Annotated in this window: 22 protein-coding genes and 1 riboswitch; of the genes, 9 read left to right on the top strand and 13 right to left on the bottom strand. The window is 71.5% G+C overall.

Features of this window, described 5'->3' with window-relative positions; all coding sequences use genetic code 11:
• Positions 1 to 34: 34 nt before the first annotated feature.
• Genes OG447_RS00450 through OG447_RS00440 form a run of 3 tightly spaced genes read right to left on the bottom strand, consistent with a single transcriptional unit; the run spans position 35 to position 4,241 of the window.
• Positions 35 to 1,273 (bottom strand): hypothetical protein, encoded by a 1,239-nt coding sequence (locus OG447_RS00450; RefSeq protein WP_266934168.1) that lies wholly within the window; start codon positions 1,271 to 1,273, stop codon positions 35 to 37.
• Positions 1,270 to 3,039, bottom strand: a complete 1,770-nt coding sequence (locus tag OG447_RS00445; RefSeq protein ID WP_266934167.1) for a lipopolysaccharide biosynthesis protein — start codon at positions 3,037 to 3,039, stop codon at positions 1,270 to 1,272. Before OG447_RS00445 ends, OG447_RS00450 begins: the two co-directional genes overlap by 4 nt.
• Positions 3,036 to 4,241 carry a glycosyltransferase family 4 protein gene (locus tag OG447_RS00440; RefSeq protein ID WP_266938686.1) on the bottom strand — a complete coding sequence of 402 codons (1,206 nt, stop codon included), beginning with the start codon at positions 4,239 to 4,241 and terminating at the stop codon, positions 3,036 to 3,038. Before OG447_RS00440 ends, OG447_RS00445 begins: the two co-directional genes overlap by 4 nt.
• Before the next feature lie 172 nt (positions 4,242 to 4,413).
• Between OG447_RS00440 and OG447_RS00435 the strand changes: the two genes are divergently transcribed.
• Positions 4,414 to 4,902 carry an adenylyltransferase/cytidyltransferase family protein gene (locus tag OG447_RS00435; protein ID WP_266934166.1) on the top strand — a complete coding sequence of 163 codons (489 nt, stop codon included), beginning with the start codon at positions 4,414 to 4,416 and terminating at the stop codon, positions 4,900 to 4,902.
• Here the strand turns inward: OG447_RS00435 and OG447_RS00430 are convergent.
• On the bottom strand, positions 4,883 to 5,605 hold the full coding sequence (locus OG447_RS00430; protein WP_266934165.1) for a CDP-alcohol phosphatidyltransferase family protein: 723 nt from the start codon (positions 5,603 to 5,605) through the stop codon (positions 4,883 to 4,885). The two genes, OG447_RS00435 and OG447_RS00430, sit on opposite strands and share 20 nt — an antisense overlap.
• Positions 5,606 to 5,752: 147 nt before the next feature.
• Positions 5,753 to 7,933 carry a glycogen debranching protein GlgX gene (gene glgX, locus OG447_RS00425; RefSeq protein WP_266938685.1) on the bottom strand — a complete coding sequence of 727 codons (2,181 nt, stop codon included), beginning with the start codon at positions 7,931 to 7,933 and terminating at the stop codon, positions 5,753 to 5,755.
• A 382-nt stretch (positions 7,934 to 8,315) separates the two neighbouring features.
• Here glgX and OG447_RS00420 point away from each other — a divergent pair, with 382 nt between their 5' ends.
• From OG447_RS00420 to OG447_RS00395, 6 genes are all read left to right on the top strand, one after another.
• Positions 8,316 to 9,512 carry an Ig-like domain-containing protein gene (locus tag OG447_RS00420; protein WP_323181705.1) on the top strand — a complete coding sequence of 399 codons (1,197 nt, stop codon included), beginning with the start codon at positions 8,316 to 8,318 and terminating at the stop codon, positions 9,510 to 9,512.
• A 128-nt stretch (positions 9,513 to 9,640) separates the two neighbouring features.
• Entirely contained in the window at positions 9,641 to 10,858 is a 1,218-nt protein-coding gene (locus OG447_RS00415) for an Ig-like domain-containing protein (RefSeq protein WP_266938683.1), read from the top strand.
• 87 nt (positions 10,859 to 10,945) lie between these two features.
• The gene (locus tag OG447_RS00410) at positions 10,946 to 11,713 is read left to right on the top strand and encodes an enoyl-CoA hydratase/isomerase family protein (RefSeq protein WP_266934164.1); all 768 of its coding nucleotides are present in this window, start codon (positions 10,946 to 10,948) and stop codon (positions 11,711 to 11,713) included.
• Positions 11,714 to 11,983: 270 nt separating this feature from the next.
• Positions 11,984 to 12,487 carry an anti-sigma regulatory factor gene (locus OG447_RS00405; protein WP_266934163.1) on the top strand — a complete coding sequence of 168 codons (504 nt, stop codon included), beginning with the start codon at positions 11,984 to 11,986 and terminating at the stop codon, positions 12,485 to 12,487.
• A 394-nt stretch (positions 12,488 to 12,881) separates the two neighbouring features.
• Positions 12,882 to 13,679 carry a polysaccharide deacetylase family protein gene (locus OG447_RS00400; protein ID WP_266934162.1) on the top strand — a complete coding sequence of 266 codons (798 nt, stop codon included), beginning with the start codon at positions 12,882 to 12,884 and terminating at the stop codon, positions 13,677 to 13,679.
• Entirely contained in the window at positions 13,676 to 14,863 is a 1,188-nt protein-coding gene (locus OG447_RS00395) for a YncE family protein (protein WP_266934161.1), read from the top strand. Before OG447_RS00400 ends, OG447_RS00395 begins: the two co-directional genes overlap by 4 nt.
• An 80-nt stretch (positions 14,864 to 14,943) precedes the next feature.
• Here the strand turns inward: OG447_RS00395 and OG447_RS00390 are convergent, their stop codons facing one another.
• Complete coding sequence (locus OG447_RS00390; RefSeq protein ID WP_266934159.1) at positions 14,944 to 16,182, bottom strand: cytochrome P450; 1,239 nt, start codon at positions 16,180 to 16,182, stop codon at positions 14,944 to 14,946.
• The gene (locus tag OG447_RS00385) at positions 16,163 to 16,984 is read right to left on the bottom strand and encodes a tRNA-dependent cyclodipeptide synthase (protein WP_266934158.1); all 822 of its coding nucleotides are present in this window, start codon (positions 16,982 to 16,984) and stop codon (positions 16,163 to 16,165) included. Before OG447_RS00385 ends, OG447_RS00390 begins: the two co-directional genes overlap by 20 nt.
• Before the next feature lie 236 nt (positions 16,985 to 17,220).
• On the opposite strand from OG447_RS00385, the gene OG447_RS00380 reads away from it, so the two are divergent.
• Complete coding sequence (locus OG447_RS00380; RefSeq protein WP_266934157.1) at positions 17,221 to 17,433, top strand: EF-hand domain-containing protein; 213 nt, start codon at positions 17,221 to 17,223, stop codon at positions 17,431 to 17,433.
• A gap of 55 nt (positions 17,434 to 17,488) precedes the next feature.
• On the opposite strand, the gene OG447_RS00375 is transcribed toward OG447_RS00380, so the two are convergent.
• The 5 genes from OG447_RS00375 to OG447_RS00355 form a co-directional block, all read right to left on the bottom strand.
• Positions 17,489 to 18,049, bottom strand: coding sequence for a PadR family transcriptional regulator (locus OG447_RS00375; protein ID WP_266934156.1), 561 nt, complete (start codon positions 18,047 to 18,049; stop codon positions 17,489 to 17,491).
• A gap of 87 nt (positions 18,050 to 18,136) precedes the next feature.
• Positions 18,137 to 18,970 carry an energy-coupling factor ABC transporter ATP-binding protein gene (locus tag OG447_RS00370; protein WP_266934155.1) on the bottom strand — a complete coding sequence of 278 codons (834 nt, stop codon included), beginning with the start codon at positions 18,968 to 18,970 and terminating at the stop codon, positions 18,137 to 18,139.
• Positions 18,967 to 19,716 carry a cobalt ECF transporter T component CbiQ gene (gene cbiQ / locus OG447_RS00365; RefSeq protein WP_266934154.1) on the bottom strand — a complete coding sequence of 250 codons (750 nt, stop codon included), beginning with the start codon at positions 19,714 to 19,716 and terminating at the stop codon, positions 18,967 to 18,969. Before cbiQ ends, OG447_RS00370 begins: the two co-directional genes overlap by 4 nt.
• A 4-nt stretch (positions 19,717 to 19,720) precedes the next feature.
• A complete protein-coding gene (locus OG447_RS00360) occupies positions 19,721 to 20,200 on the bottom strand; it encodes an energy-coupling factor ABC transporter substrate-binding protein (RefSeq protein ID WP_266934153.1) in 480 nt (159 codons plus the stop codon).
• Entirely contained in the window at positions 20,200 to 20,895 is a 696-nt protein-coding gene (locus OG447_RS00355; protein WP_266934152.1) for an energy-coupling factor ABC transporter permease, read from the bottom strand. Before OG447_RS00355 ends, OG447_RS00360 begins: the two co-directional genes overlap by 1 nt.
• Positions 20,896 to 20,923: 28 nt before the next feature.
• Positions 20,924 to 21,143, bottom strand: a riboswitch (cobalamin riboswitch).
• Between the two features lie 144 nt (positions 21,144 to 21,287).
• Between OG447_RS00355 and OG447_RS00350 the strand changes: the two genes are divergently transcribed.
• On the top strand, positions 21,288 to 22,001 hold the full coding sequence (locus OG447_RS00350; protein ID WP_266934151.1) for a flavodoxin family protein: 714 nt from the start codon (positions 21,288 to 21,290) through the stop codon (positions 21,999 to 22,001).
• Positions 22,002 to 22,111: 110 nt separating this feature from the next.
• On the opposite strand, the gene OG447_RS00345 is transcribed toward OG447_RS00350, so the two are convergent.
• Entirely contained in the window at positions 22,112 to 22,645 is a 534-nt protein-coding gene (locus tag OG447_RS00345) for a hypothetical protein (protein WP_266934150.1), read from the bottom strand.
• Positions 22,646 to 22,650: the final 5 nt, after the last annotated feature.

The following is a 22,650-nucleotide window of genomic DNA, read 5'->3' as shown; positions in this document are numbered from 1 at the left end:
AAGGGCGGGGCGGGGAGAGGCTCCGCGCAGCGGGTCAGCCTGCGGCAGGCGCGGCGGCCCGGTGGGGCTCGTCGTCCTGCCGAACCGGCGTCTTCAGCCGGGCCACCCGCCACCACGCGGCCGTGGCCTTGAGCGCCGAGCCGGCCGCGAGGCCCCACGCCGCGCCGGCCACGCCCCACACCGCGTACCCGCCCAGCAGCAGCCCGACGGACAGCAGCGAGAACACCACCTGCAGGGACAGCGTGGCCTTGGGGTCCAGCACCCGCAGGGTCAGCAGGGCGCAGGTGCCCAGGCCCATCACCGCGTACTGGGCCCCGGTCGCGGGCAGCAGCGCGGAGGCCGCCGCCCAGGTGTCGCCGAGGAGTTCGCGCCCGAGCCGGTCCGGCAGCAGGTACAGGGCCGTCGCCCAGCCCGCGCCGAGCCCGCCCAGCACCAGCCCCAGCAGTACGGTCGCCCGGACCGTGGCCTTCTTGCCGCCGAGCCGCGACAGCACGGGCGGCCCGAAGGCGTTGGCGGAGTTGAACAGCACGTTCAGCGGCCCGAAGAGGGTGGTCGCACCCCGCAGCGCGCCCACGGCCAGCGGCGTGGCGAAGACGCCGAGGCCCAGCACGGCGAGCTGGCTGGAGCCGTTGCCGACGGCGAACTCGACGACGAACCGCTGCCCGAGGTGCCCGCGTACCAGGTACGGCCGCAGCGAGGCCCGCGCCCCGCGCACGTAGGGCCGCTGCAGCCACAGTCCGAGCGCCAGCGCGGGCAGCGCGGACAGGCCCCAGACCAGCACCAGCCGCCCCGCGGAGGCCCCTTCGGGCTGCACGGCCAGCGCGGCGACCACGCACACCAGCCGCAGCGCGTCGGCGGCCAGCGCCCGCTCGGGGGTGCGCAGCGCGGAGAAGCAGTACCGCAGCCCGTCCTGGAGCAGCACCAGGGGCAGTACGAGGCCCAGCGCGAGGAAAGCCCGCCCGGTGGCACCGGGAAGCAGCAGGCCGGTGACGGCCAGCACCGCCCCCGCGCAGGCCGAGGCGGCCGCGGTGAAGGCGGCGCCGGAGCGGCAGGCCGTGGCCAGCTGCTCGCCCTTCTCCAGGACGAGGCTCTGGCCCACGTAGGCCATGTTCAGCCCGAGGAGCACGCTGAAGGTCACGTACACCATCGAGAAGTCGGCGAAGCCGGACGCCGAGGACAGCCGGGCGGCGAGCACCAGCACCAGGATGTTGGTGGCGCTGGAGGCGGCCTGGTCCAGGACGGAGGCGACGGCGGCGAGGCCGCGTCGGCTCATCTGCGGCCCGTGCGGACGGTGCGCAGCGCGACCGTGTCGGAGCCGTCACCGGGGATGTGCTGCTCCGGCTCGGCCACCTCGTAGGGGATCGGCTGGGGCTTCGTCGCCGCGCGCCCTGGACCGGAGGGTTCCGCCGGCTCCGCCTCGGCCGTGCCGCCCTTGCCCCGGCCCTTGACGCGGCCGCGCTTCTCGCCGGGCAGCGGGGTGTGCAGCACCGCGCCGAGCACGGTTCCGCCGGCGCCGCTGATCAGCTCGCGGATGCGGGACAGGTCGGTGCGGTGGACGGCGCGCGGGTCGCAGACGACCAGGACGCCGTCGACGCGGTCGACGAGGGCGAGCGCGTCGGCGTACGAGAGCACGGGCGGCGCGAGCACGACGACGGTGGAGTTGGGGGAGTCGGCCTCGGAGACCAGCCGGGTGGCGCGCGGGGAGGTCAGGGCGCGGGCGACGTTGCGGACCCGCTCGCCCGGGATGAGGTCGAAGGAGCCGGACTCCCCGGCGTCCACGACGAGCTGGCGGCCGTCGGGCCAGTCGGACTCCCCGTGCTGCGGGGAGCGTCCGCCGGCGGCCGGGCCGCCGGGCATCTGGCTCCAGCGCGGGCGCCCGCCCGCGTCGGTCGGCAGCTGGCTGGCGAGGACCGGGGTGCGCAGGTCGGCCTCGATGAGGAGCACGTCCTTGCCGGTCTCCGCGAAGGAGGCGGCGAGGTTGACGGCCACCGCGGCGGCGGTCTCGCTGCTGCCGCGCGGGGCGACGACGAGCAGGCGGCGCCGGTCGGCGAAGCGGGAGTCGTAGGCCAGCCGGAAGGCCACCGAGCGGTACTCCTCGGCGAGCCGGGGGTCCGCCTCGCCGGCCGCGAGCAGCGGCCCGCCGCCGGTCTTGTCCCTCGGCAGGTAGCCCAGGACGGGCGCGCGCAGGGCCCGCGCCACGTCGCCCTCGGAGCGCGGGGCCGGGTCGAAGACGAGCCGGACCCAGGCGGCCAGCAGGCCGAGCGCCAGTCCCACGGCCGCGCCGAGGGCGAGCGACAGGGGGATGCCGGGGCCGTCGGGTGCGTGGGGGGCGGTCGCCGCGCTGGTGACCCGGCCCGGGGTCATGTCCAGGGCCTGGAGCTTGGCGATGTTGTTGCTGAGGGTGTTGGCCTTGCTCTGGAGGTCGGTCTTGGAGGCGTACGCCCCGTCGCGCGCGGGACCCGCGGGCATCGAGTTGATCTGTTTGACGACGTCGTCGAGCTGCTTGTTCACCGGGTCGCGCTGGTCCTGGTAGCCCTTGACCATCTGGTCGCGGGTGAGGTCGAGGGCTTCCTGCCGCTTGAGCAGGTAGGCCTCGGTCATCGCGTTGGCGCGCTTGGCGGCCTCCTTGGGGGAGGACGCGGTGTAGGTGAAGCGGAGCACCATGGACTGCGGCGGGTTGGTCACCTGGAGCCCGCTGCGCAGGGCGGCGAAGCCGGCCGCGGAGACGCCGAGCTTCTTCGCGGCCTCGTTGGCGATGGAGGAGCTGAGCGCGACCTGGCGCTCCGAGCCGATGTTGATCGCCTTGTCGGGGGCCAGGCTCGGGTTGAACGGGTCGTCGGTGGGCGCCCGCAGCACGATGTCGGCGGTCGCGACGTAGGTGTCGGCCGTGGATATGCCGAGGTAGACGCCGCCCAGCAGGCCTATTCCGATGCCCGCGCCGATGAGCCGGCGGTAGCGCAGGAGCTGCCGGAACTGGTCCCGGAGGAGGTCGGGTTCGTCCTCCGCCGGAGCCGCTGCCGGGCGGTTCGTCTCGATCACGGCCTGGGCCCCCCAAGTGCTTCGTCCATCAGTGCGTCGATGCGTGCCAGGCCTGCCTCGCGGCTCAGATGGGCCGCCACGTGGCGCGGTCCGGCCGCTCCCAGCTCGTCCGCGCCCGCCGGGTCCTCGGCCAGGGCCCGTACGGCCTTCAGCAGGGCGTCGGGGTCCTCCGGCGGCACGAGAACCCCCGCGCCCGAGCGTTCCACTTCCTGTGCGGTACCGCCCTGCGCCGCCACGGAGGCGACGACGGGCCGGCCGGCCTGGAAGTAGGAGGTGAGCTTCGACGGCACGCTCATGTCCATCACCGCCGCGTGCTGCGTGACCGCGAGCACGTCCGCCGCGGCGAGGATATCCGGGAACTCGCCGTCGGCGGCAGGGGGGATGATGTCCAGATTCGGTACGTCGGCCGCGAGGTCGGCGAGGGCCGAGCGCTGGCTGCCGTCGCCCATGAGGACGAACCGGACGCTGGGATCCAGCCGTGCGGCGCCCACGAGGACCTCGAGTCCCTGCTTGAGGCCCATGTTGCCGGAGTGCAGGACGACGGTCTGGCCGGGGGCCCAGCCGAGGTGGTGCCGGGTCTCGCCGCGCGGCTTGGTGGGCAGGGCGACGTGGGACCAGTTCGGGACCAGCCGGATCCTGTCGGGGTCGACGCCCATGCCGACGACCCGGTCCACGAAGGTCTCGTGGATGACGCCGACGAGGGTGGCCCGCTTCAGGGCGTAGGCCTCGGCGCGGCCGGCGACCGCGGCCGCCTTGTCGCCGCCGCTGATCCCGCTCTGCGCGGCGGCGGCGCCCATCAGGTCCTGGACGACCGGGACGTACGGGACCTTCCACCGCGCCGCGAGCCGGGCGGCCAGCACCCCGCCGGCCAGGCTGGGCATCTGGGCCATGACCGCGTCCGGCTTCGGCATCCGGGGCGGGGCCACGGCGCCGTGCAGCAGAATCGATCCTTCGAACAGGGCCCGCTTCACGGCGGTCTGGCGTGGCGGCACGGTGTGCGCACGCCGGTGCACAGTGACCCCCGCGCGCTCCTCCGTGCGCCGGAGCGCCCCCTTGTACTCCGGCTCCAGCGACCAGGCCGGATAGTGCGGCATGCCCGCGAGGACATGGGTCTCGTGGCCGAGATCCGCCCAGTGCTCCGCGATCTGGGTGGCGTACGGCCCAATTCCCGCGTGCTCGGGAGCGTAATTGGTGGAAACCAGCAGCAGGCGCCGGTGACCGGATCTGGACACTGAAAGTCCCCTTCCCCCCTGGATGATGCGCACGTCACCCTATTCGTTCACCCGCGTGGTGCGGAACGTGCACGCTATTGTCTGCTAATCCGCTACACCGGGGGGTGTGGCTTCTGGGGGGTAACAGATGACGGAGCGGGACATGTCCGAACTTGGCGCGCCCACGCGCAGACCGTACCGAGTGGGCTACGCGCCAGGAGCGTACGATCTGTTTCATATAGGACATCTCAATATCCTTCGGCACGCCCGGAGCCAGTGCGACTACCTGGTGGCCGGAGTGGTCTCCGACGAGATGGCGGAACTCGCCAAGGGCCGGCGCCCGATGATCCCGCTCGTCGAACGGCTGGAGATCGTCCGCAGCGTGAAGTACGTCGACGCCGCCTTCGTGGAGACCGTCCCGGACAAGGTGGAGACCTGGAAGCAGGTCCGCTTCGACGTCATCTTCAAGGGGGACGACTGGCGGGGCACCCCCAAGGGCCACAAGCTGGAGAAGGACTTCGCCCCCGTCGGCGTCGACGTCGTCTACTTCCCCTACACCGTCCACACGTCCAGCACCCAGCTGCGCCGGGCCCTGGACGCGCTCGCCGAACCCCTCGCGGCGCCGGAGCAGCTCACCGCCGAACGGCGCTGAGCTCCCGGAACCACTTGGCGAGGAACGCCAGCAGGAACAGCGCGGCGACCACGCCGAGCCCCGCGTACGCCCAGCGGAACAGCTCCCCGCCGCCCAGCAGCAGGAACACCAGGCAGAACACCCCGTAGTCCACGGGCAGCAGCGCCACTGCGCGTACGGTCGACGGCGCGGCGGCGGGGAGCCCCGGCGCCGGCTTCGGCTTCAGCTTCTCGGTCAGCAGTCCCCCGAAGAAGGTGACGACCGAGGCGAACTGGAAGCCCAGCGGCACCAGCAGCCAGCCGTCGGAGCCGGTGCCGTACGCGTCGGGGAAGCGGTAGAAGGCGATCAGGACGCAGGTGTGCAGCGCGGTGAGCTTGGCGCAGTCCACGACGTGGTCGAGCCATTCGCCCGCGGCGCTGCCGCCCCCGCGCAGCCGCGCGAGCTGCCCGTCGGCCGAGTCGAAGGCGAACCCGACGGCCAGGGCGGCCCACACGGCGACGCCCAGCCCCCAGGAGGGCGCGGCCAGCGCGACCGCGGCCACTGCGGCGAAGCTGAAGGCGGCGCTGACCAGCGTCACCTGGTTCGGCGTGAGCCCGACGGCGTACGACCCGGCGGCCAGGTACCGGCCGGCGGGCCGGTTGACGAACCGCGAATAGAGCGACACCCCCTTCGCCGACTTCTGCGCCCCGCGCAGCTCCCGCAGCGCGGTCCCGACACTCGCCATGCGTACCCCTGACCCCCTCGATGGAACGCGTGTCCCCGTGCACGCGTGTACGACGGGCACATCATCGCAGGGCGGAGCCCCCCTTCCGCTCCGGATGATCACGTACGTCCGGAAATCAGGTGAGGAGCGGTTCGCGGCGCCGGTCCCTCAGCTCACCACCCTCAGCAGCAGCACCGACCGGGCCGGGACCGTCAGGGTCTCGCCGCCCCGGTGCGCGGTGCCCGGCGCGGTGGCCTGGTCCTCCAGGGAGGTGTCCAGAACGAGCTCGTACCCGGCCGCCCACGGCGCGCCCGGCAGGACCCACGCCGCCGGACGGTCACCGGCGTGCAGCAGGGCCAGGAAACTGTCGTCCGTCACCTGCCGCCCCCGCTCGTCACGGCCCGGGATGTCCCGCCCCGACAGGTACAGGCCCAGTGCGGCGGTCGGCGCGTACCAGTCCCGCTCGGTCATCTCCGCGCCCGCGGGCGTGAACCAGGCCAGGTCCCGCAGCCCGTCCGCGCCCTGCGGACGCCCCGAGAAGAAGGCCCGCCGGCGCAGCACCGGATGTTCCTGGCGCAGCTTCACCAGCCGGGCCGCCAGCGCGAACAGCCCGGCCCACGCCGGGTCCTCCAGCAGCGACCAGTCCACCCATCCCGTCTCGTTGTCCTGGCAGTACGCGTTGTTGTTGCCGCCCTGGGTACGCCCGAACTCGTCGCCCGCCACCAGCATCGGCACCCCCGTCGACAGCAGGAGGGTGGTCAGCAGGTTGCGCAGCTGGCGCCGCCGCAGCGCCGCGATCCGGGGGTCCGTGCCCTCGGGGGGCTCCCCCTCCACCCCGCAGTTCCACGAGCGGTTGTCATTGGTCCCGTCCCGGCCCGCCTCCCCGTTCGCCTCGTTGTGCTTGCGCTCGTAGGACACGAGGTCCCGGAGGGTGAAACCGTCGTGCGCGGTCACGAAGTTCACCGAGGCGTACGGGCGCCGCCCGCCCCACGCGTAGAGGTCGCTCGACCCCGACAGCCGGTAGCCCAGATCCCGTACGTCGGGCAGCGCGCCCCGCCAGAAGTCCCGTACGGCATCCCGGTAGCGGTCGTTCCACTCCGTCCACAGCGGCGGGAACGCCCCCACCTGGTAGCCGCCCGAGCCCACGTCCCACGGCTCGGCGATGAGCTTGACCCGCCGCAGCACCGGGTCCTGGGCGATGACCGCCAGAAAGGGCGACAGCATGTCCACGTCGTGCATCGAACGGGCCAGGGCCGCCGCCAGGTCGAAGCGGAAGCCGTCCACCCCCATCTCCGTCACCCAGTACCGCAGGGAGTCCGTGATCAGCCGCAGCACGTGGGGGCGCCCGGCGTGCAGGGTGTTCCCGCAGCCGGTGTAGTCGGCGTACCGGCGCTGGTCGGACTGGAGCCGGTAGTAACCCCGGTTGTCGATCCCGCGCAGCGACAGCGTCGGCCCCAGCTCGCCCGCCTCGGCCGTGTGGTTGTAGACCACGTCGAGGATGACCTCGATCCCGGCCGCGTGCAGGGCCTTGACCATCCGCTTGAACTCGCCGACCTGCTGTCCGGACGTACCGGAGGAGGAGTACCCGGCGTGCGGGGCGAAGTAGCCGACCGAGTTGTAGCCCCAGTAGTTGCGCAGCCCGCGGCGCAGCAGGTGGTCCTCGTGCGCGAACTGGTGCACCGGCAGCAGCTCGACCGCCGTCACGCCCAGCTTCAGCAGGTGCTCGACCGCCGCCGGGTGGGCGAGCCCCGCGTAGGTGCCGCGCAGCTCCCGCGGAATCCCGGGATGGCGCATGGTGAAGCCGCGCACGTGCAGCTCGTAGATGACCGAGTCGGCCCAGGGCGTCTTCGGCCGCACGTCGTCGGCCCAGTCGTCGTCATCGTGGACCACGACCCCCTTGGGGACGTACGGAGCCGAGTCCCGGTCGTCGCGCACGGTGTCCGCGATGTACTGCTGGGGCCAGTCCCGGACGTGCCCGTACACCTCGGGCGGGAGGGTGAAGTCGCCGTCCACGGCCCTCGCGTACGGGTCCAGGAGCAGCTTCGCCGGATTGAACCGGGCGCCCGTCCAGGGGTCCCAGCGGCCGTGCACGCGGAATCCGTACCTCTGTCCGGGGCGCACGCCCGGCACGAAGCCGTGCCAGATCTCGTGCGTGAGCTCCGTCAGGGAACAGCGGGCCTCGCCGCCGTCCTCGTCGAACAGGCAGACCTCCACCGCCTCCGCGCCCTGGGCCCACAGCGCGAAGTTGGTGCCGGCCGTCCCGCCCGGTCCGGTGTGGAAGCGGGCCCCCAGGGGGTGCGCGGAGCCGGGCCACACCGGTGGCCCCGGGCGCGCGGAGACGCGTAACACCTGCCCTCTGACCTGGCCGTTCGGCAGGCCGTCGGGCCGGCCGTGCAGACCGTTGCGGCTGTTCGGCTGCTCCTCGACCCGCGGTGCGGGCGCGGCTGGGCCGCCCCGTACCGCTTCCGGGGAGTCCCCGGGGTTCCCGACGGCTTCCACCGCCTCTTGCTCGGCTGCGCTCGACACTGCCCGCCTCCACGGCTCCTGGGTACCGGCAGGGGGAGGGGAGTGCGGCCCCGGCGTCCCGGCCCGGGCCTGCCCCCGTGTGGTCCTTCCCACTGTTCTGCCCCGACTGTTCTGCCCGGAACGTACGCCGCGCTCACGTTTCCCCCGGAGGGGCGCGGTCGTTGGACGGTTCGTGACTTTTCTGACGAGGCGGGCAGGGGCGGGCTTGGCCGCCGTGGCGGCATGGGCGGCCCTCCTGGGCGGCCTGGCCGGATGCACCAAGGACGGCGGATCCCCGGTCGAGATCCAGCTGCCCGGAAAACCCCGCTCGCCGGAGGAGGCCATCCGGATCAGCCCCGACGACAACGCCAAGGGGGTCCAGGCCGACGGGAGGCTCGTGGTCAGCGTGCCCGAGGGCCGGCTGGAGCGGGTCGTGGTCACCAAGGTGGAGGACGCCCAGCAGGAGCAGGTCCCCGGCGCCATCGCCGCCGACGGGCTCAGCTGGAGCCCCGATCCGGCGGCGGGCCGGCTCGCGCTCGCGGCCAAGTACACCGTGGACGCGGTCGCCCTCGACGGCCACAACCGCCGCCAGGCCCGGCACACCACCTTCACCACCTACGTGCCCGAGGAGAGGTTCATCGGCTACTTCAAGCCCGAGAACCGCTCGACCGTCGGCACCGGCATGATCGTCTCCTTCAACTTCAACCGCTCCATCGAGCGCCGCGCGGAGGTGGAGCGGGCCATCACCGTCACCTCCAGCCCGCCCGTGGAGGTCGTCGGCCACTGGTTCGGCGACGAGCGGCTCGACTTCCGGCCGAAGCAGTACTGGAAGGCCGGCACCGTGGTCACGGTGCGGCTGAAGCTGCGCGACGTCGAGGGCGCGGCCGGCTCGTACGGCATCCAGGACAAGACCGTCACCTTCACCGTCGGCCGTTCCCAGATCTCCACCGTGGACGCCGCCGAACACACCATGGAGGTCCGCCGGGAGGGGGAGCTGGTGTCGACCCTGCCGATCACCGCCGGGGCGCCGAAGACCACCACGTACAACGGGAAGATGGTGGTCATGGAGCTCTTCGACGTGACCCGGATGAACGGCCAGACCGTCGGCTTCGGCGGCGAGTACGACATCCCCGACGTCCCGCACGCCATGCGCCTGACCAGCTCCGGGACCTTCCTGCACGGGAACTACTGGGCCAGCCCCGACACCTTCGGCACCACCAACGTGAGCCACGGATGCGTCGGCCTGCGCGACGACAAGGGCGGCGGTTCGGACACCCCGGCCGGCTGGTTCTTCGACCGCACGCTGGTCGGGGACGTGGTGGAGGTCGTCAACTCGCAGGACAAGACGGTCTCGGCGAACAACGGTCTGGGCGGCTGGAACATGTCCTGGACGGACTGGGTGGCGGGCTCCGCCATCGCCTGAGCCGCGCGCCCGCACTTGGGACGGAACGGTGACAAGACCGTGCCTATTCGTGTTCTCCCCATGTGATTACCTGTCGACAAGCGCGCGACTGCACGCGCGCGGGGGACTTGGGGAGAACAAGAGTGAACCTGCAGCCGATTCGCGGCCGCGGCCGCACCGGCCTGCCGGCCCTCCTGCTGGGGGCGGCCCTGCTGTTCACCACCGCCTGCAGCGGCGGTGGCGGCAACAGTGGGAGCGGTGGCGGTGACAAGGCCGGGGGCGGCGGCCAGACCGGTAACGAGGCGTCCAAGGCCGTGGTCAGCGTCAAGCCGGACGACGGTGCCAAGGAGGTCGCGACGAGCGGCGTCCTGAAGATATCCACCACCGGCGGCAAGCTGGCCACGGTGACGGTGGCCGACACCAAGGGCAACGCGGTCGAGGGGAAGATCGCCGACGACGGCGCGAGCTGGGAGCCCGCCCGCCACCTGGCCTCCGCCACCGAGTACAAGGTGCACGCGGTCGCCAAGGACGAGGCCGGCCGGGAGTCGGCCAAGGACACCACCTTCACCACCCTGACCCCGACGAACACGTTCATCGGCCACTACACGCCCGAGGACGGCGCGACCGTCGGCGTGGGCATGCCGGTGTCGATCAACTTCACGCGCGGGATCACCAACCCCGAGGCCGTCGAGAAGGCCATCACGGTGACGGCCGAGCCGTCCGTTCCGGTCGAGGGCCACTGGTTCGGCAACGACCGCCTCGACTTCCGCCCCGAGAACTACTGGGCCGCGGGCACCAAGGTCACCGTGAAGATCGCCCTCGACGGAGTCGAAGGCCGCCCGGGGGTCTACGGCAAGCAGACCCGTACGGTCACCTTCAACATCGGCCGCTCCCAGGTCTCCACGGTCGACGCGAGCACCAAGCAGATGGAGGTCGTCCGTGACGGCCAGGTGCTCAAGAACGTCCCGATCACCGCAGGCGCCCCGTCGACGACCACGTACAACGGGCAGATGGTCATCAGCGAGAAGTACAAGGTGACCCGGATGAACGGCGCCACCGTCGGCTTCGGCGGCGAGTACGACATCCCCGACGTCCCGCACGCGATGCGCCTGTCGAACTCGGGCACCTTCGTCCACGGCAACTACTGGGCCTCCTCCGGCACGTTCGGCTCGGAGAACGTCAGCCACGGCTGCGTCGGCCTGAAGGACGCCCGCGGCGGCGGCGACGGGAACCAGCCCGCCGCCTGGTTCTTCAACGAGTCGCTGATCGGCGACGTGGTCGTCGTGAAGAACTCCAAGGACAAGCAGATCGCCCCGGAGAACGGCCTCAACGGCTGGAACATGGCGTGGTCGGAGTGGATCAAGTAGTCCTCCCCGCCCCGTAGTACGGCCGGCCCGGTGCTGTGACACACAGCACCGGGCCGTTCGCCGTTAACCGCCACTAACCTGGCCCGTATGACCCTCTCTCTCGAAGTCTCCGAAGGCGTCGGCACCCTCCGCCTGGACCGGCCGCCCATGAACGCCCTGGACATCGCCACCCAGGACCGGCTGCGCGAGCTCGCGGTGGAGGCCACCGACCGGTCCGACGTCCGCGCGGTCGTCATCTACGGCGGCGAGAAGGTGTTCGCGGCCGGAGCGGACATCAAGGAAATGCAGACCATGGACCACGCGGCGATGATCGCCCGGTCCCGCGCGCTGCAGGACGCCTTCACCGCCGTGGCCCGCATCCCCAAGCCCGTCGTCGCGGCCGTCACCGGCTACGCGCTGGGCGGCGGCTGCGAGCTCGCGCTGTGCGCCGACTTCCGGATCGCCGCCGACAACGCGAAGCTCGGCCAGCCCGAGATCCTGCTGGGCCTCATCCCGGGAGCGGGCGGCACGCAGCGGCTGTCCCGGCTGGTCGGCCCGTCCAAGGCCAAGGACCTCATCTTCACCGGGCGCATGGTCAAGGCCGACGAGGCGCTGACCCTGGGCCTGGTCGACCGGGTCGTACCGGCCGCGGAGGTCTACGAGCAGGCGCACGCCTGGGCGGCGAAGCTGGCCCAGGGTCCGGCGATCGCGCTGCGCGCCGCCAAGGAGTGCGTGGACGCGGGTCTGGAGACCGACATCGACACCGGCCTGACCATCGAACGCAACTGGTTCGCGGGCCTGTTCGCCACCGAGGACCGCGAGCGCGGTATGCGCAGCTTCGTCGAAGAGGGCCCGGGCAAGGCCAAGTTCCTCTGAGTCCGGCGCGACCGGCGTCCGAGTCCGGCGCCGACCGGCGTTCCTCCCTGCGGGTGGATTAGCCAGGCCTTAAGGGAGCCTTAAGGGGAAACGGTGATCCACTCACGGTGATCGGTGTAATGCGGTGTGTCACGCCAGGTCATCGGGTGTGCCGCCGCCCTCCGCTTGCCTTACGCATATGACAGAACACCCCCTGGGAGTTGTTGAATCCGGGGGGTGTTTTCCTGCGGAACCGCCCGGACGGGCAGGTCGGCCGTCCATGATGGGTGCATGGCGGGCCTGGAGGGTGTGGAACAGCCGCGGCAGCGCAGCAGCGCTTCGGCCGTGCGGCTGACGGCGGCTCTTGAGGACGAACAGGGCCTCAAGGCGCTGGAGTTGTACGGGAACCCGGCCGAGGCGGAAGTGACCCTGCCGTCCGAGCCCGAGTCGGCCAGCACCGCGCGCCGCCTCACCCAGTGCGTGGTGGTCCGCATGTGGGGCCTCTCGCCGCAGATCGCCGAGCACGCCGTCCTGCTGGTCTCGGAACTCGTCGGCAACGCGGTCCGGCACACCGGGGCCCGCTCCTTCGGCTTACGCATGCTGCGCCGGCGCGGCTGGATCCGCGTCGAGGTGCGCGACCCCTCGCGCGGGCTGCCCTGCCTGATGCCGGTCCACGAGCTGGACACCACCGGCCGGGGGCTCTTCCTCGTCGACAAGCTCTCCGACCGCTGGGGCGCGGACCTGCTGCCCCGCGGGAAGATCACCTGGTTCGAGATGCGGGTAGCCGACCGCTGAGGGGGGCCGCCACCCCCGGAACGCCAGAAACCCCCTGTCGCCGTGGTGGGGGCGTCGCGGGGGTTTCATGGGTGCGCCGAGGATCGATTGGGGTGTGATCCTCGGCGTGGCGACTTCGCTCGGGTCAATGGGGAAGCCGTGGTCTCGACTATGGCAGACGTGACCCCAAATGCCAAAAGTCCCTAGTCGGACATAAGTGTGCAAATAGTGAGAGTTTCTAGCTAAATCCTAGGTGAGGTGGGCCACTCGCCTGGTAATCGATGAATAAGCATCGACCGCTCTGTGTGAATCGTTGATCACGTAGCGGTCAAGCCGCTCGTCCGGCCCCTTCCGGTGGACGTACCGAATTGGGTCAATCATTACCTTCCGGGTCATCCACCTCTTAAATGGGCAAGTGCTCTCACAACCAGGCCGCCGCGCGGTCCTGCGCGCGGCCGCCCTCGCCACGGCCGGCGCCGGCGCGGCCGCTCTCAGCGCCGCCTGCGGACCGGGCCGCCCCGCCACCGCACCCTCCGCGGCGCCACCCGGCTCGGCCGGACCGGCCAAAGCCGCCAAGGCGGCACCCGCAGCGCCGCGCCGGTTCGCCGGGCAGCCCGTCGAGATCGGCCACGGTCCGCGCGACCGGCCCCGGGTCGCCCTCACCTTCCACGGAAACGGCGACCCCGCCACCGCCCGGGCGGTCCTGGCGGAGGCCGAGAGAGCGGGCGCGCGGGTCACCGTACTGGCCATCGGCAGCTGGCTCGACGCCCACCCGGAACTGGCCCGCCGGATCCTCGACGGCGGCCACGAGCTCGGCAACCACACCCAGCGCCACCTCGCGATCAACACCATGCCGGAGGCGGAGGCCTACGCCGAGATCACCGGCTGCGCCCAGCGGCTCCGGCGCCTCACCGGCTCCATCGGCACCTGGTTCCGGCCCTCCCAGACCCAGTACGCGACCCCGCTCGTCCAAAAGCTGGCCCAGCGCGCGGGCTACCCGCACGTCCTCTCGTACGACGTGGACTCCCTCGACTTCACCTCGCCCGGTGCCGCGGCCGTCATCCGCACCGTCACCGGGACGATCCGCAGCGGATCGGTGGTGAGCCTGCACTTCGGCTACGCGGACACGGTCGACGCGATGCCGCCCCTCCTCGAAGAACTCGCGCGCCGCAACCTGCGCGCGGTGACCACCACGGAGCTGCTGACGCCATGACGACCATCCGCCTTCCCCGGAAGGCCACCGTGCTGCTCGCCGGTCTGGTCCTCGCCGCCCTGGCCGGCTGCGGATCAGCCGACAAGGGACCCGCCGAGGCACTCGGCACCAAGGGCCCGGCCAAGCCCGTCAAGGCCGTACCGGCGGCCCCGCCCGGCCTGCCCGGCATGCCCCCGCTCCTCGATCCGCACGACGTGTACGCGGCGGACCGGCCGAACCAGCTCTCCCCGGTGGTCAAGGACTTCCCGTCCCGCGTCTACGTCCCGAACACCAACTCCAACACGGTGTCCGTCATCGACCCGGTGACCTACAAGGTCATCGACACCATTCCGGTCGGCATCCAGCCCCAGCACGTGGTCCCCTCCTGGGACATGAAGACGCTGTGGGTCAACAACAACCGCGGCCACACGCTCACCCCCATCAACCCGGCCACCGGCGAGGCCGGAAAACCCGTCGAGGTGCACGACCCGTACAACCTGTACTTCACGCCGAACGGCAAGTACGCCATCGTCATGGCCTCGCTCGACCAAGAGCTGGTCTTCCGCGACCCGCACACCATGGACCGGGTGAAGACCGTCCCCGTGACCTGCTTCGGCGTCAATCACGCGGACTTCTCCGCCGACGGCCGGTACTTCATCGTGAGCTGCGAGTTCTCGGGTGAACTGCTCAAGGTCGACACCGAGCGGATGGAGGTCGTCGGGCAGCAGAAACTGCCTTTCGAGGGCGCGATGCCGCAGGACGTCAAGGTCTCGCCCGACGGAAAGACCTTCTACGTCGCGGACATGATGGCGCACGGCATGTGGGTGCTCAGCGGCGACACCTTCGAGACCCCCAAACTGCTCCCCACCGGAAAGGGCTGCCACGGGCTGTACGTGAGCCGTGACTCCAAGGAGATGTACGTCTCCAACCGGGGCGAGGGCACCGTCTCCGTCTTCGACTTCCCGCAGAACAAGCTGACCAAGAAGTGGGAGCTGCCGGACGGCGGCAGCCCCGACATGGGCGGCGTCTCCGCCGACGGCAAGGTGCTGTGGCTGTCGGGCCGCTACAACGACGAGGTCTACGCGATCGACACCGTGACGGGCAAGCAGCTCGCCCGCGTCCCGGTCGGCGGCGGCCCGCACGGCCTCGCCGTGTACCCGCAGCCCGGCCGCTACTCGCTCGGCCACACCGGCATCTTCCGCTAGGGAGTGTCCCGCGGACACGGCGGTGCCCCGGAAGCTCGCACAGCTCCCGGGACACCGGCCCGCGCTCCCGCGCCGCCGTACTACCAGGCGACGGGGAGCCGCTCCGGAAGCCGCTTGATGAAGCCCGTGCGCCAGACGAGGTTCTCCGCGGGCACCGCGAGCCGCAGCTCGGGCAGCCGCTCGACCAGCACCTCCAGCGCGATCTCGGCGTGCGCCCGGCCCAGCGCGGAGGCCGGGCAGAAGTGCCGGCCGGCGCCGAAGGCGAGGTTGGCGTTCGGGCTCTCGCGCTCCAGGTCCAGTACGTCCGGGTTCTCGAAGGCCTCCGGGTCGAAGTTGGCCCCCTCCAGCAGGACGAGGACGAGCTCGCCCTCCTTCACCAGGACGTCACCGACCTGGACGTCCGCCAGGGCGATGCGCGGCAGGCCGTCGCCGACGGACAGGTTCCAGCGCAGCAGTTCGTCCACGGCCATGCCCATGCGCTCCGGGTGCTCGCGCAGGTACCCGATGAGCTCGGGCCTCTGGAGCAGCGCGAGGACCGCGAGGGTGAGGAAGGCCGAGGTGGACACCGCGCCCGCACCGAAGAGCGAGACGGCGACCGTGGCGAACATGTCGTCGGTCAGGTGCGCCGACTCGGGGTCGGCCTCCTTCAGCTCGGCGAACTTGCCGAGGAGCCCCGTACGCTCCTCGGCAGGCAGGGCGAGCTGGACGTTCAGCTGCTCGACGAAGTAGCCCACGTCCTTGTACCAGTTGAGCGCCGAGTCGGCGAAGGGCTCGGGCGCCGTCATGAAGGCCACGTCCAGCCCCGACATCAGCCGGCGCCAGTCCTCGAAGGGCACCCCGAGCACCTGACAGTGCATCGCCGCCGAGAAGGGGTCGGCGAACCCCGCCCGGAGGTCGGCCGGGCCGCCCTCGGCCACGATCTGGTCGACGAGCTCGCCGGCGATGGCGCGCAGCCGGTCCTGGAGCCCTTTCTGGCGCGGGTTGAGCGCCTTCATCACCGCGTTGCGCAGACCCGCGCTGTTGATGTTGCCCATGTTGTTGACGACCTCGGGCGGGATCGTCAGCGCGTACTGGCGCGGGACCCCGGCGTTCGCCGTGTCCTTGAGGCTGAACCGCTCGTCCTCCAGCACCTGCTTGGCCAGCGCGTAGCTGCTGACCAGCCAGGCCGGGTCCCCGGTGAGGGTACGGACCTTGGCGACCGGAGCCTTCTCGCGGAGCCAGCCGCACTCCTCGGGAAGCACGTCACCGCGCCGCGAGAGCGGGAAGTCGAGGAGCGGCTGCTCCTGGGTCCCCCGGCCCTCAAGCTGCTCGACGCTCATCGACGATCCTTTCGGTCGGTACGTGGTTCACGCTGTGCTGTGGTGCCGTGCCCTCGGGCGCCGCGCGCTCGGGCACCTCCCGCACGGATTCGGCGGCCTCGGGCCGTACGACGGCGTACGCCTGGTTCCTGGTCGCGCGCAGGCCCCCACCGCGCGCGAAGAGGACATCGGTCAGCGGCATCTTGACGTGGTAGGCCGCCACCGAGGACGGCACGTCGAGAATGCTCGGGGTGTCCACGAAGAACGGCAGCTCGGCCGCCATGTAATCGAAACAGACTTGCAACTGCTCCGCCGTGATGGATTCACCTTCCGGCAACTTGGAGCCGACAAAGTGCAGGGCCATTTTCTCGCAGCCCTTACGGAATTCGTCGTCGGTCTCCAGGAAATGCAGTACACGCCGGTGCAGTAGTTGGTAGACGGGGTTCTTCTGGAACTCCGAAAGTGCCCTGACGCGGATCTCGGCGGGTGAGGTTCCTGATTCCTCCACGCCCTTGAGAATCCTTCGCCGGACCGCCTTGATCTCCTTCGTGGCGCGCTTCTCCGCGTGCTCCTGGGTGTAGCCGAAGGCGGCGAACATCCGGTCCACGTGGAGGTCTGCGTAGACGAAGTCGACCTGTGCGAAGCGGCTCGTGGCCCACTGGGCGAGACCGGTGATGCGCTCGGAACTGAAGTAGCTGTTTCCAGGACTCACTCCGATGAGCACATGGTCGCCGTCTTCCCAGATATGGCGGCAAGTGCGGGTGAAGGGCAGAACTTCGAATGATGCGTCGGCTGTGATCGTCACCTGTGTGATCGCCCTCATTGCCGCTTGTCCCTGGGAGCCCTGCGCTCCTGGTGTGGCGGCAATGTCGGTACGTTATGCCGTGGTGCCGGAGCGTGACAAGTCCGGGCCGGATTTGTTGGCTGGAATTATCGCTTCCGCGTTACGGAAGGGTAATGGAATTTCTATCTGCCGCTCGAACGGGACCCGCGGCGGGGGAGCTCCGCGCAGGCCGCTACCCTGAGCCGGTCAACAAGCACCAAGAAGGGGTGGACCCAGTGGCGGACATCGAGAGCGCACGGACGACGTTCGACAGGTTCGACGTGAACGGTGACGGCTTCATCACGGCCGACGAGTACAGCGCGGCCATGAAGGCGATGGGCGACGCGTACGTCACCGGTTCGGTCGCGGACGCCGTGGTCGCCTCCAAGGACGCGAACGGTGACGGCCTGCTGACCTTCGACGAGTTCTGGGCCGCCCTGAACAAGTAGCACCGCTCCGTCCCCCGCACGCGCCTCCGCCCCACCAGCCCGGGACGGGGGCGCGTCAGGCCGCCGTGGTGCCGTCCGGGGGCGTCAGGTCCTCGACCTCGGCGAGGGCCTCCTCCAGCCAGCTCAGCCAGAAGGTCTCCAGGGCGATCCCGCCGTGCAGGACGAGCCGGCGCAGCCGGTCCTCCGCCGCGGCACGATCCGGCGGGAAGTCCTTCGCCTCGATGGCCTCGTACTTCCCCAACTGCTCCCGGTGCAGCTCCAGATGGCGCCGCAGCTCGGGAGCCAGCCGCTGCGGCCCGACGACCGCCGCCGCGCGGATCCGCAGCAGCAGCGCGTCGCGCAGCGGCTTGGGGTCCTGGCTCTCGTCGACCCACCGCGCCAGCTCCGCGCTGCCGTCGGGCAGCACCTCGTACTCCTTCTTCTGCCCGCGCACGGGCACCTCGCTGGGCAGTTCCCGGATCAGCCCGGCCTCCTCCAGCCGGCCCAGCTCCCGGTAGATCTGCTGGTGCGTGGAGGACCAGAAGTACCCGATCGACTTGTCGAAGCGCCGGGTCAGCTCCAGCCCCGACGAGGGCTTCTCGAGGAGGGCGGTGAGGATGGCGTGCGGGAGCGACATGCGGCCATCCTAGGGAGTGCCGCCCCCGCCGGACCCTGACGCCCGCGGGGCGGACGAGGTCAGAGGGGCGAGGTCAGGGCGACGAGGTCAGGGGGTGTCCGGGCGCCAGGCCGCCAGCGCCTCCGGCACGCGCGGACCGGGGGAGTCCGCGTCGAGGAGGCCGTGGGCGCGCAGGAACGCGGTGACCGCCGGGGACCAGGCCTGGCGCAGGCCCGCCGAGGCGAGCAGTTCCGGGTCCGACAGGAGGTCCCGCGCCGCCCCCGTCCGGATGCCCGACGGGGTGAGGACCGCCGCGTCGTCGGCCCAGCGGACCGCCAGTTCCACGTCGTGGGTGGCCATCACCACCGTGGTGCCGTCCGCCCGCAGCCCCGCGAGCACGTCCAGCAGCCGCTCCTGCCCGTCCGGGTCCAGCCCGGCCGTGGGCTCGTCCAGGATCAGCACGCGCGGAGCCATCGCCACCGCCCCCGCGATCGCCGCGCGCTTGCGCTGCCCGTACGACAGCAGGTGCGTCGGGCGGTCCCGGAGCGCGGTGATGTCCAGCGCCGCCAGGGCGGAGTCGACCCGCTCGCGGACCTCCGGCGCCGGCAGGCCCAGGTTCATCGGGCCGAAGGACACGTCCTGCTCGACGGAAGCGGCGAACAACTGGTCGTCCGGGTCCTGCACCACCAGCTGGACGCCGGTCCGCAGCCGGGTCAGCCCCGCCCGGTCGTACGTCACCACCGCGCCGTCGAGCCGCAGTTGCCCCGAACCAGGCCGCAGGCCCCCGCTCAGCAGCCGCATCAGCGTGGTCTTGCCGCTGCCGTTGCGGCCCAGCAGGACCAGCGCGCGGCCCTCCTCGATGGCGAAGTCCACGCCGGACAGCACGGACGGCCCGTCCTCGTAGGCGTAGCCCGCGCCGACCAGTTCCACCAACGGGGTCACAGGTAAAGCTCCTTCAGTACGAGGGTCAGGGCGACCAGGCCGGTCAGCAGGGCGGCGGAGCCTGCCAGGAACCGCCACGACAGCGTCGCCTCCGGTACGAGCACCCGCAGCGCGCCGTCGTAGCCGCGCCCGGCCAGCCCGTCCTGGAGCCGCGCCGCACGGTCGAAGGCCCGGACGAACGAGGTCGCCGCAAGCCCGGCCAGCGAACGCCACAGCGCCGCCCGGCCGCGCTGCCCGAGACGGGCCGCCTGGGCCCGGCGGACCTGGGCCATCGAATCCAGCAGCAGGAACCCGATCCGGTACATGACCAGGGCCACGTCCACCACGGGAGCCGGCACCCCGGCCCGCACCAGCCGGGGCAGTACGTCCGAGACCGGCGTGGTGAAGGCGAACAGCAGCACCCCGAGGGAGGCCGCCGAGGTGCGCAGCAGCAGTTCCGCCGCGTGCCGGGGGCCGTCCGGGGCGAGCGCCACGAACCCGGCCGGCCCGCCCACCGAGACCAGCAGGGGCAGCGCCCCGGTGAAGCAGAAGCCGAGCGGGATCCGGAAAGCCCGCCACAGCTGCCGCCCGGCCACCCCGGCGGGTCCGAGCAGCACCGCCAGGGTGGCGGCGGCGACCAGCGGCCCGCCGGGCCAGGGCGGCAGGCACACCGCCGCGACGGTCAGCCCGATCCCCAGCAGGGCCTTTTCCAGGGGATGGCGGTGACGCCAGCGGCTGCTGTGCGCCGCCACGTCGATCGGCAGCACCGCCTTAGCGCTCCGCGCCGGCTGCCGGGCCCGGGGCGGGCGGCGCCGCATCCCCGGGCGCAGCCGCGGCCGGGCCCGGGGCCGCTTCCTTCCCGGCGGCGGATGCCGCGGCCGTTCGGGTGTCCGCGTCCGCGTCCGCCGGCGCGGCGGTGGCCCGGTCCGTACCCGCGGCACCCGCGATGCCCGCGGCAGCGGCCTGGCGGCGGCCCTTGCGGACTCCGAAGTAGTACGCGAGCACGCCCGCGCCGAGCGCCGCCTGGAGGGCGAACAGCGCCGACTCGATCTCGCCGGAGGGGGGTTCGTACAGCGGGGTGAACCACGGCTCGTAGTCCGGCTTCAGCTCGGTGATCGCCGCTTCGGCCTGTGCGTCCGCGCCCGTGAACGGCTCCTCCTTGCCGTCGCCGAGCCCCAGCGCGAGCGGGAGCACGGCCAGCGCCGCCACCAGGAGCAGCAGCAGGGTGTTGATCTTCGCGTTCCTGGTCATCAGACTGCCGCCTCCTGCTTCGCCTTGGCCCCGGTCAGCTTGGCGACGCCGAGGCGCACCATGTCGGACTTGCTGGACTGCATCAGCAGCCGAACGACGAGGACGGTCAGCAGCCCCTCGCTCACGGCGAGCGGGATCTGGGTGACCGCGAAGATGCCCGCGAACTTCTCCAGGGAGCCCACGAAGCCGCTGCTCGCGTCCGGGAAGGCCAGCGCCAGCTGGACGGAGGTCACGCAGTAGGTCACCAGGTCGGCGAAGAAGGCGCCGAAGAAGACGGTCACCATCAGCGGCAGGTCGAACTTCCGCAGCAGCCGGTAGACGCCGTAGCCCGCCCAGGGCCCGGCGATCGCCATCGAGAAGACGTTGGCGCCCAGGGTGGTGAGCCCGCCGTGCGCCAGTAGCAGCGCCTGGAAGAGCAGGGTGATGGTGCCGAGCACCGCCATGATCGGCGGCCGGAACAGGATGGCCCCGAGTCCCGTACCGGTGGGGTGCGAGCAACTGCCCGTCACCGAAGGGATCTTCAGGGCGGACAGGACGAATGTGAACGCTCCGGACGCGCCGAGGAGCAGGGTGCTCTCCGGGTTGGCCTTCACCTCGCGGGTGAGGGCGCGCACGCCGTGTACGACAAAGGGAGCGGACGCGGCGCCCCAGGCGACCGCGTGCAACGGGGGCAGAAACCCCTCGGCTATATGCATGAGTGGGGAGACCTCTCCAGCACCTCGTGGATGGACAACGCGCCCCGGCCGGTCTCCTGGCTCACGGGTACTGATGCCCGGACTCCGCCTTCCCGGGGCCGTGCGGTCTCCCGCGCGGTCCCAGTGGCTTCCCGCAGGAGTGGAGCCGGACTTCCCGATCACAGTGGCGAGGGCCGCACCGGTTTCACACCGGTTTCCCGAACACCAAGGCCCGCTGACCCTAGTCGGCCGCGCGGACCTGTACCAAACCCCGGCCGAACGCGCCGACCGGAGCCCGGATTCCGTTGTCCTCACCCCGCAGGTTCGACCCGGTACCTTCCGCGTCAACGGCCCCCGTCACGGACGGGCGCGGCCGGCTGGCGGCCGCGCCCACCGGTGCGCAGGCTGAGGGGGTGGCTGCCGACTACGACTACTCCGACCTGACCGCCGTCTATGTGAACTGCACGCTCAAACGCTCGCCCGAGACCAGCAACACCGAGGGCCTGATCGACAAGAGCCGAGCGGTCATGGAGGCGGCCGGTGCCCGGACCTCCCTGATCCGCGCCGTCGACCACGACATCGCGACGGGCGTCTGGCCGGACATGACCGAGCACGGCTGGGAGAGCGACCAGTGGCCGGTCCTCTACAGCCAGATCATGGACGCCGACATCCTGGTGCTCTGCGGCCCCATCTGGCTCGGCGACAACAGCTCGGTGATGAAGCAGGTCGTCGAACGCCTCTACGCCTGCTCCTCGATCCTGAACGAGCAGGGCCAGTACGCCTACTACGGCCGTGTCGGCGGCGCGCTGATCACCGGCAACGAGGACGGGGTCAAGCACTGCGCCATGAACCTGCTCTACAGCCTCCAGCACCTGGGCTACGCGATCCCGCCGCAGGCCGACGCCGGCTGGATCGGCGAGGCCGGGCCCGGCCCCTCCTACCTGGACCCGGGCTCGGGCGGCCCCGAGAACGACTTCACCAACCGGAACACGGCCTTCATGTCCTGGAACCTGATGCACCTGGCCGCCCTGCTCAAACGCTCCGGCGGCATCCCGGCGCACGGCAACCAGCGCTCGCTGTGGGACGCGGGCTGCCGCTTCGACTTCCCGAACCCCGAGCACCGCTAGTACGCGTGCACGCAGGACCGGTTCGGCAACGGGGACCCGGGCATGATGCGGATCCGCCCGGCGGCCTGACGGAGCGCGCCCGGGGTGTGCGAGGCCCCGGGCCGCCTTTCTCAGCAGACGTTCGGGTGCGAGATGTCCAGCACGAACCGCTCGGGCGAGTGCAGGACGGTGGTGCTGTAGTACGGCTTCGTGTCGAAGGCGGCGCCGAAGGTCACGTACCCCTCGTAGTCGCCGGTCAGGGCGATGCCCTTGAGCTTGCTCAGGTAGATCTTCTGGAGCCGCGGGCCCCGGTAGACGTTCTGTCCCGCGTCGTCGTGCCCGGCGGCGGGGTTCAGGCGGATCTCCAGGAAGTACTTCCCGGCCAGCGGGACGGGCTTGCCGGACCCGTCGTAGAACAGCTGGGAGACGGGAGTGACGGTGACCCCGGGGACGTACCCCTCCAGGTCGATGACGAGCCGGTCGTAAGTGCAGTGCCCGCCCCAGCGGGCGTTGACGACGAGCGGGGTCTGGGTGCTCGTGGCGGTGGCGGTGGCCGTGGTGGCGGCGGATGCCGGGGCCGCGAGCGCGATTGCGGCGGTGAGCAGGGCACCTGTGGCCAGGGCCACGAGCTGCCGACGGCGTAGACGAGAACGTAGGCGGTTCATGACGT

The sequence above is a fragment of the Streptomyces sp. NBC_01408 genome (assembly GCF_026340255.1).
GTDB lineage: Bacteria > Actinomycetota > Actinomycetes > Streptomycetales > Streptomycetaceae > Streptomyces.
The sequence above is the reverse complement of the archived record's forward strand: the minus strand, read 5'-3'. Positions and strand labels throughout refer to the sequence as shown.

What these genes read in the sequence shown, in the direction of transcription:
- OG447_RS00450 (WP_266934168.1), bottom strand. Translation starts at nt 1,273, where the DNA reads ATGAGCCGACGCGGCCTCGCCGCCGTCGCCTCCGTCCTGGACCAGGCC.
- OG447_RS00435 (WP_266934166.1), top strand. Translation starts at nt 4,414, where the DNA reads ATGTCCGAACTTGGCGCGCCCACGCGCAGACCGTACCGAGTGGGCTAC.
- OG447_RS00430 (WP_266934165.1), bottom strand. Translation starts at nt 5,605, where the DNA reads ATGGCGAGTGTCGGGACCGCGCTGCGGGAGCTGCGCGGGGCGCAGAAG.
- OG447_RS00410 (WP_266934164.1), top strand. Translation starts at nt 10,946, where the DNA reads ATGACCCTCTCTCTCGAAGTCTCCGAAGGCGTCGGCACCCTCCGCCTG.
- OG447_RS00405 (WP_266934163.1), top strand. Translation starts at nt 11,984, where the DNA reads ATGGCGGGCCTGGAGGGTGTGGAACAGCCGCGGCAGCGCAGCAGCGCT.
- OG447_RS00395 (WP_266934161.1), top strand. Translation starts at nt 13,676, where the DNA reads ATGACGACCATCCGCCTTCCCCGGAAGGCCACCGTGCTGCTCGCCGGT.
- OG447_RS00390 (WP_266934159.1), bottom strand. Translation starts at nt 16,182, where the DNA reads ATGAGCGTCGAGCAGCTTGAGGGCCGGGGGACCCAGGAGCAGCCGCTC.
- OG447_RS00385 (WP_266934158.1), bottom strand. Translation starts at nt 16,984, where the DNA reads ATGAGGGCGATCACACAGGTGACGATCACAGCCGACGCATCATTCGAA.
- OG447_RS00375 (WP_266934156.1), bottom strand. Translation starts at nt 18,049, where the DNA reads ATGTCGCTCCCGCACGCCATCCTCACCGCCCTCCTCGAGAAGCCCTCG.
- OG447_RS00360 (WP_266934153.1), bottom strand. Translation starts at nt 20,200, where the DNA reads ATGACCAGGAACGCGAAGATCAACACCCTGCTGCTGCTCCTGGTGGCG.
- OG447_RS00355 (WP_266934152.1), bottom strand. Translation starts at nt 20,895, where the DNA reads ATGCATATAGCCGAGGGGTTTCTGCCCCCGTTGCACGCGGTCGCCTGG.
- OG447_RS00345 (WP_266934150.1), bottom strand. Translation starts at nt 22,645, where the DNA reads ATGAACCGCCTACGTTCTCGTCTACGCCGTCGGCAGCTCGTGGCCCTG.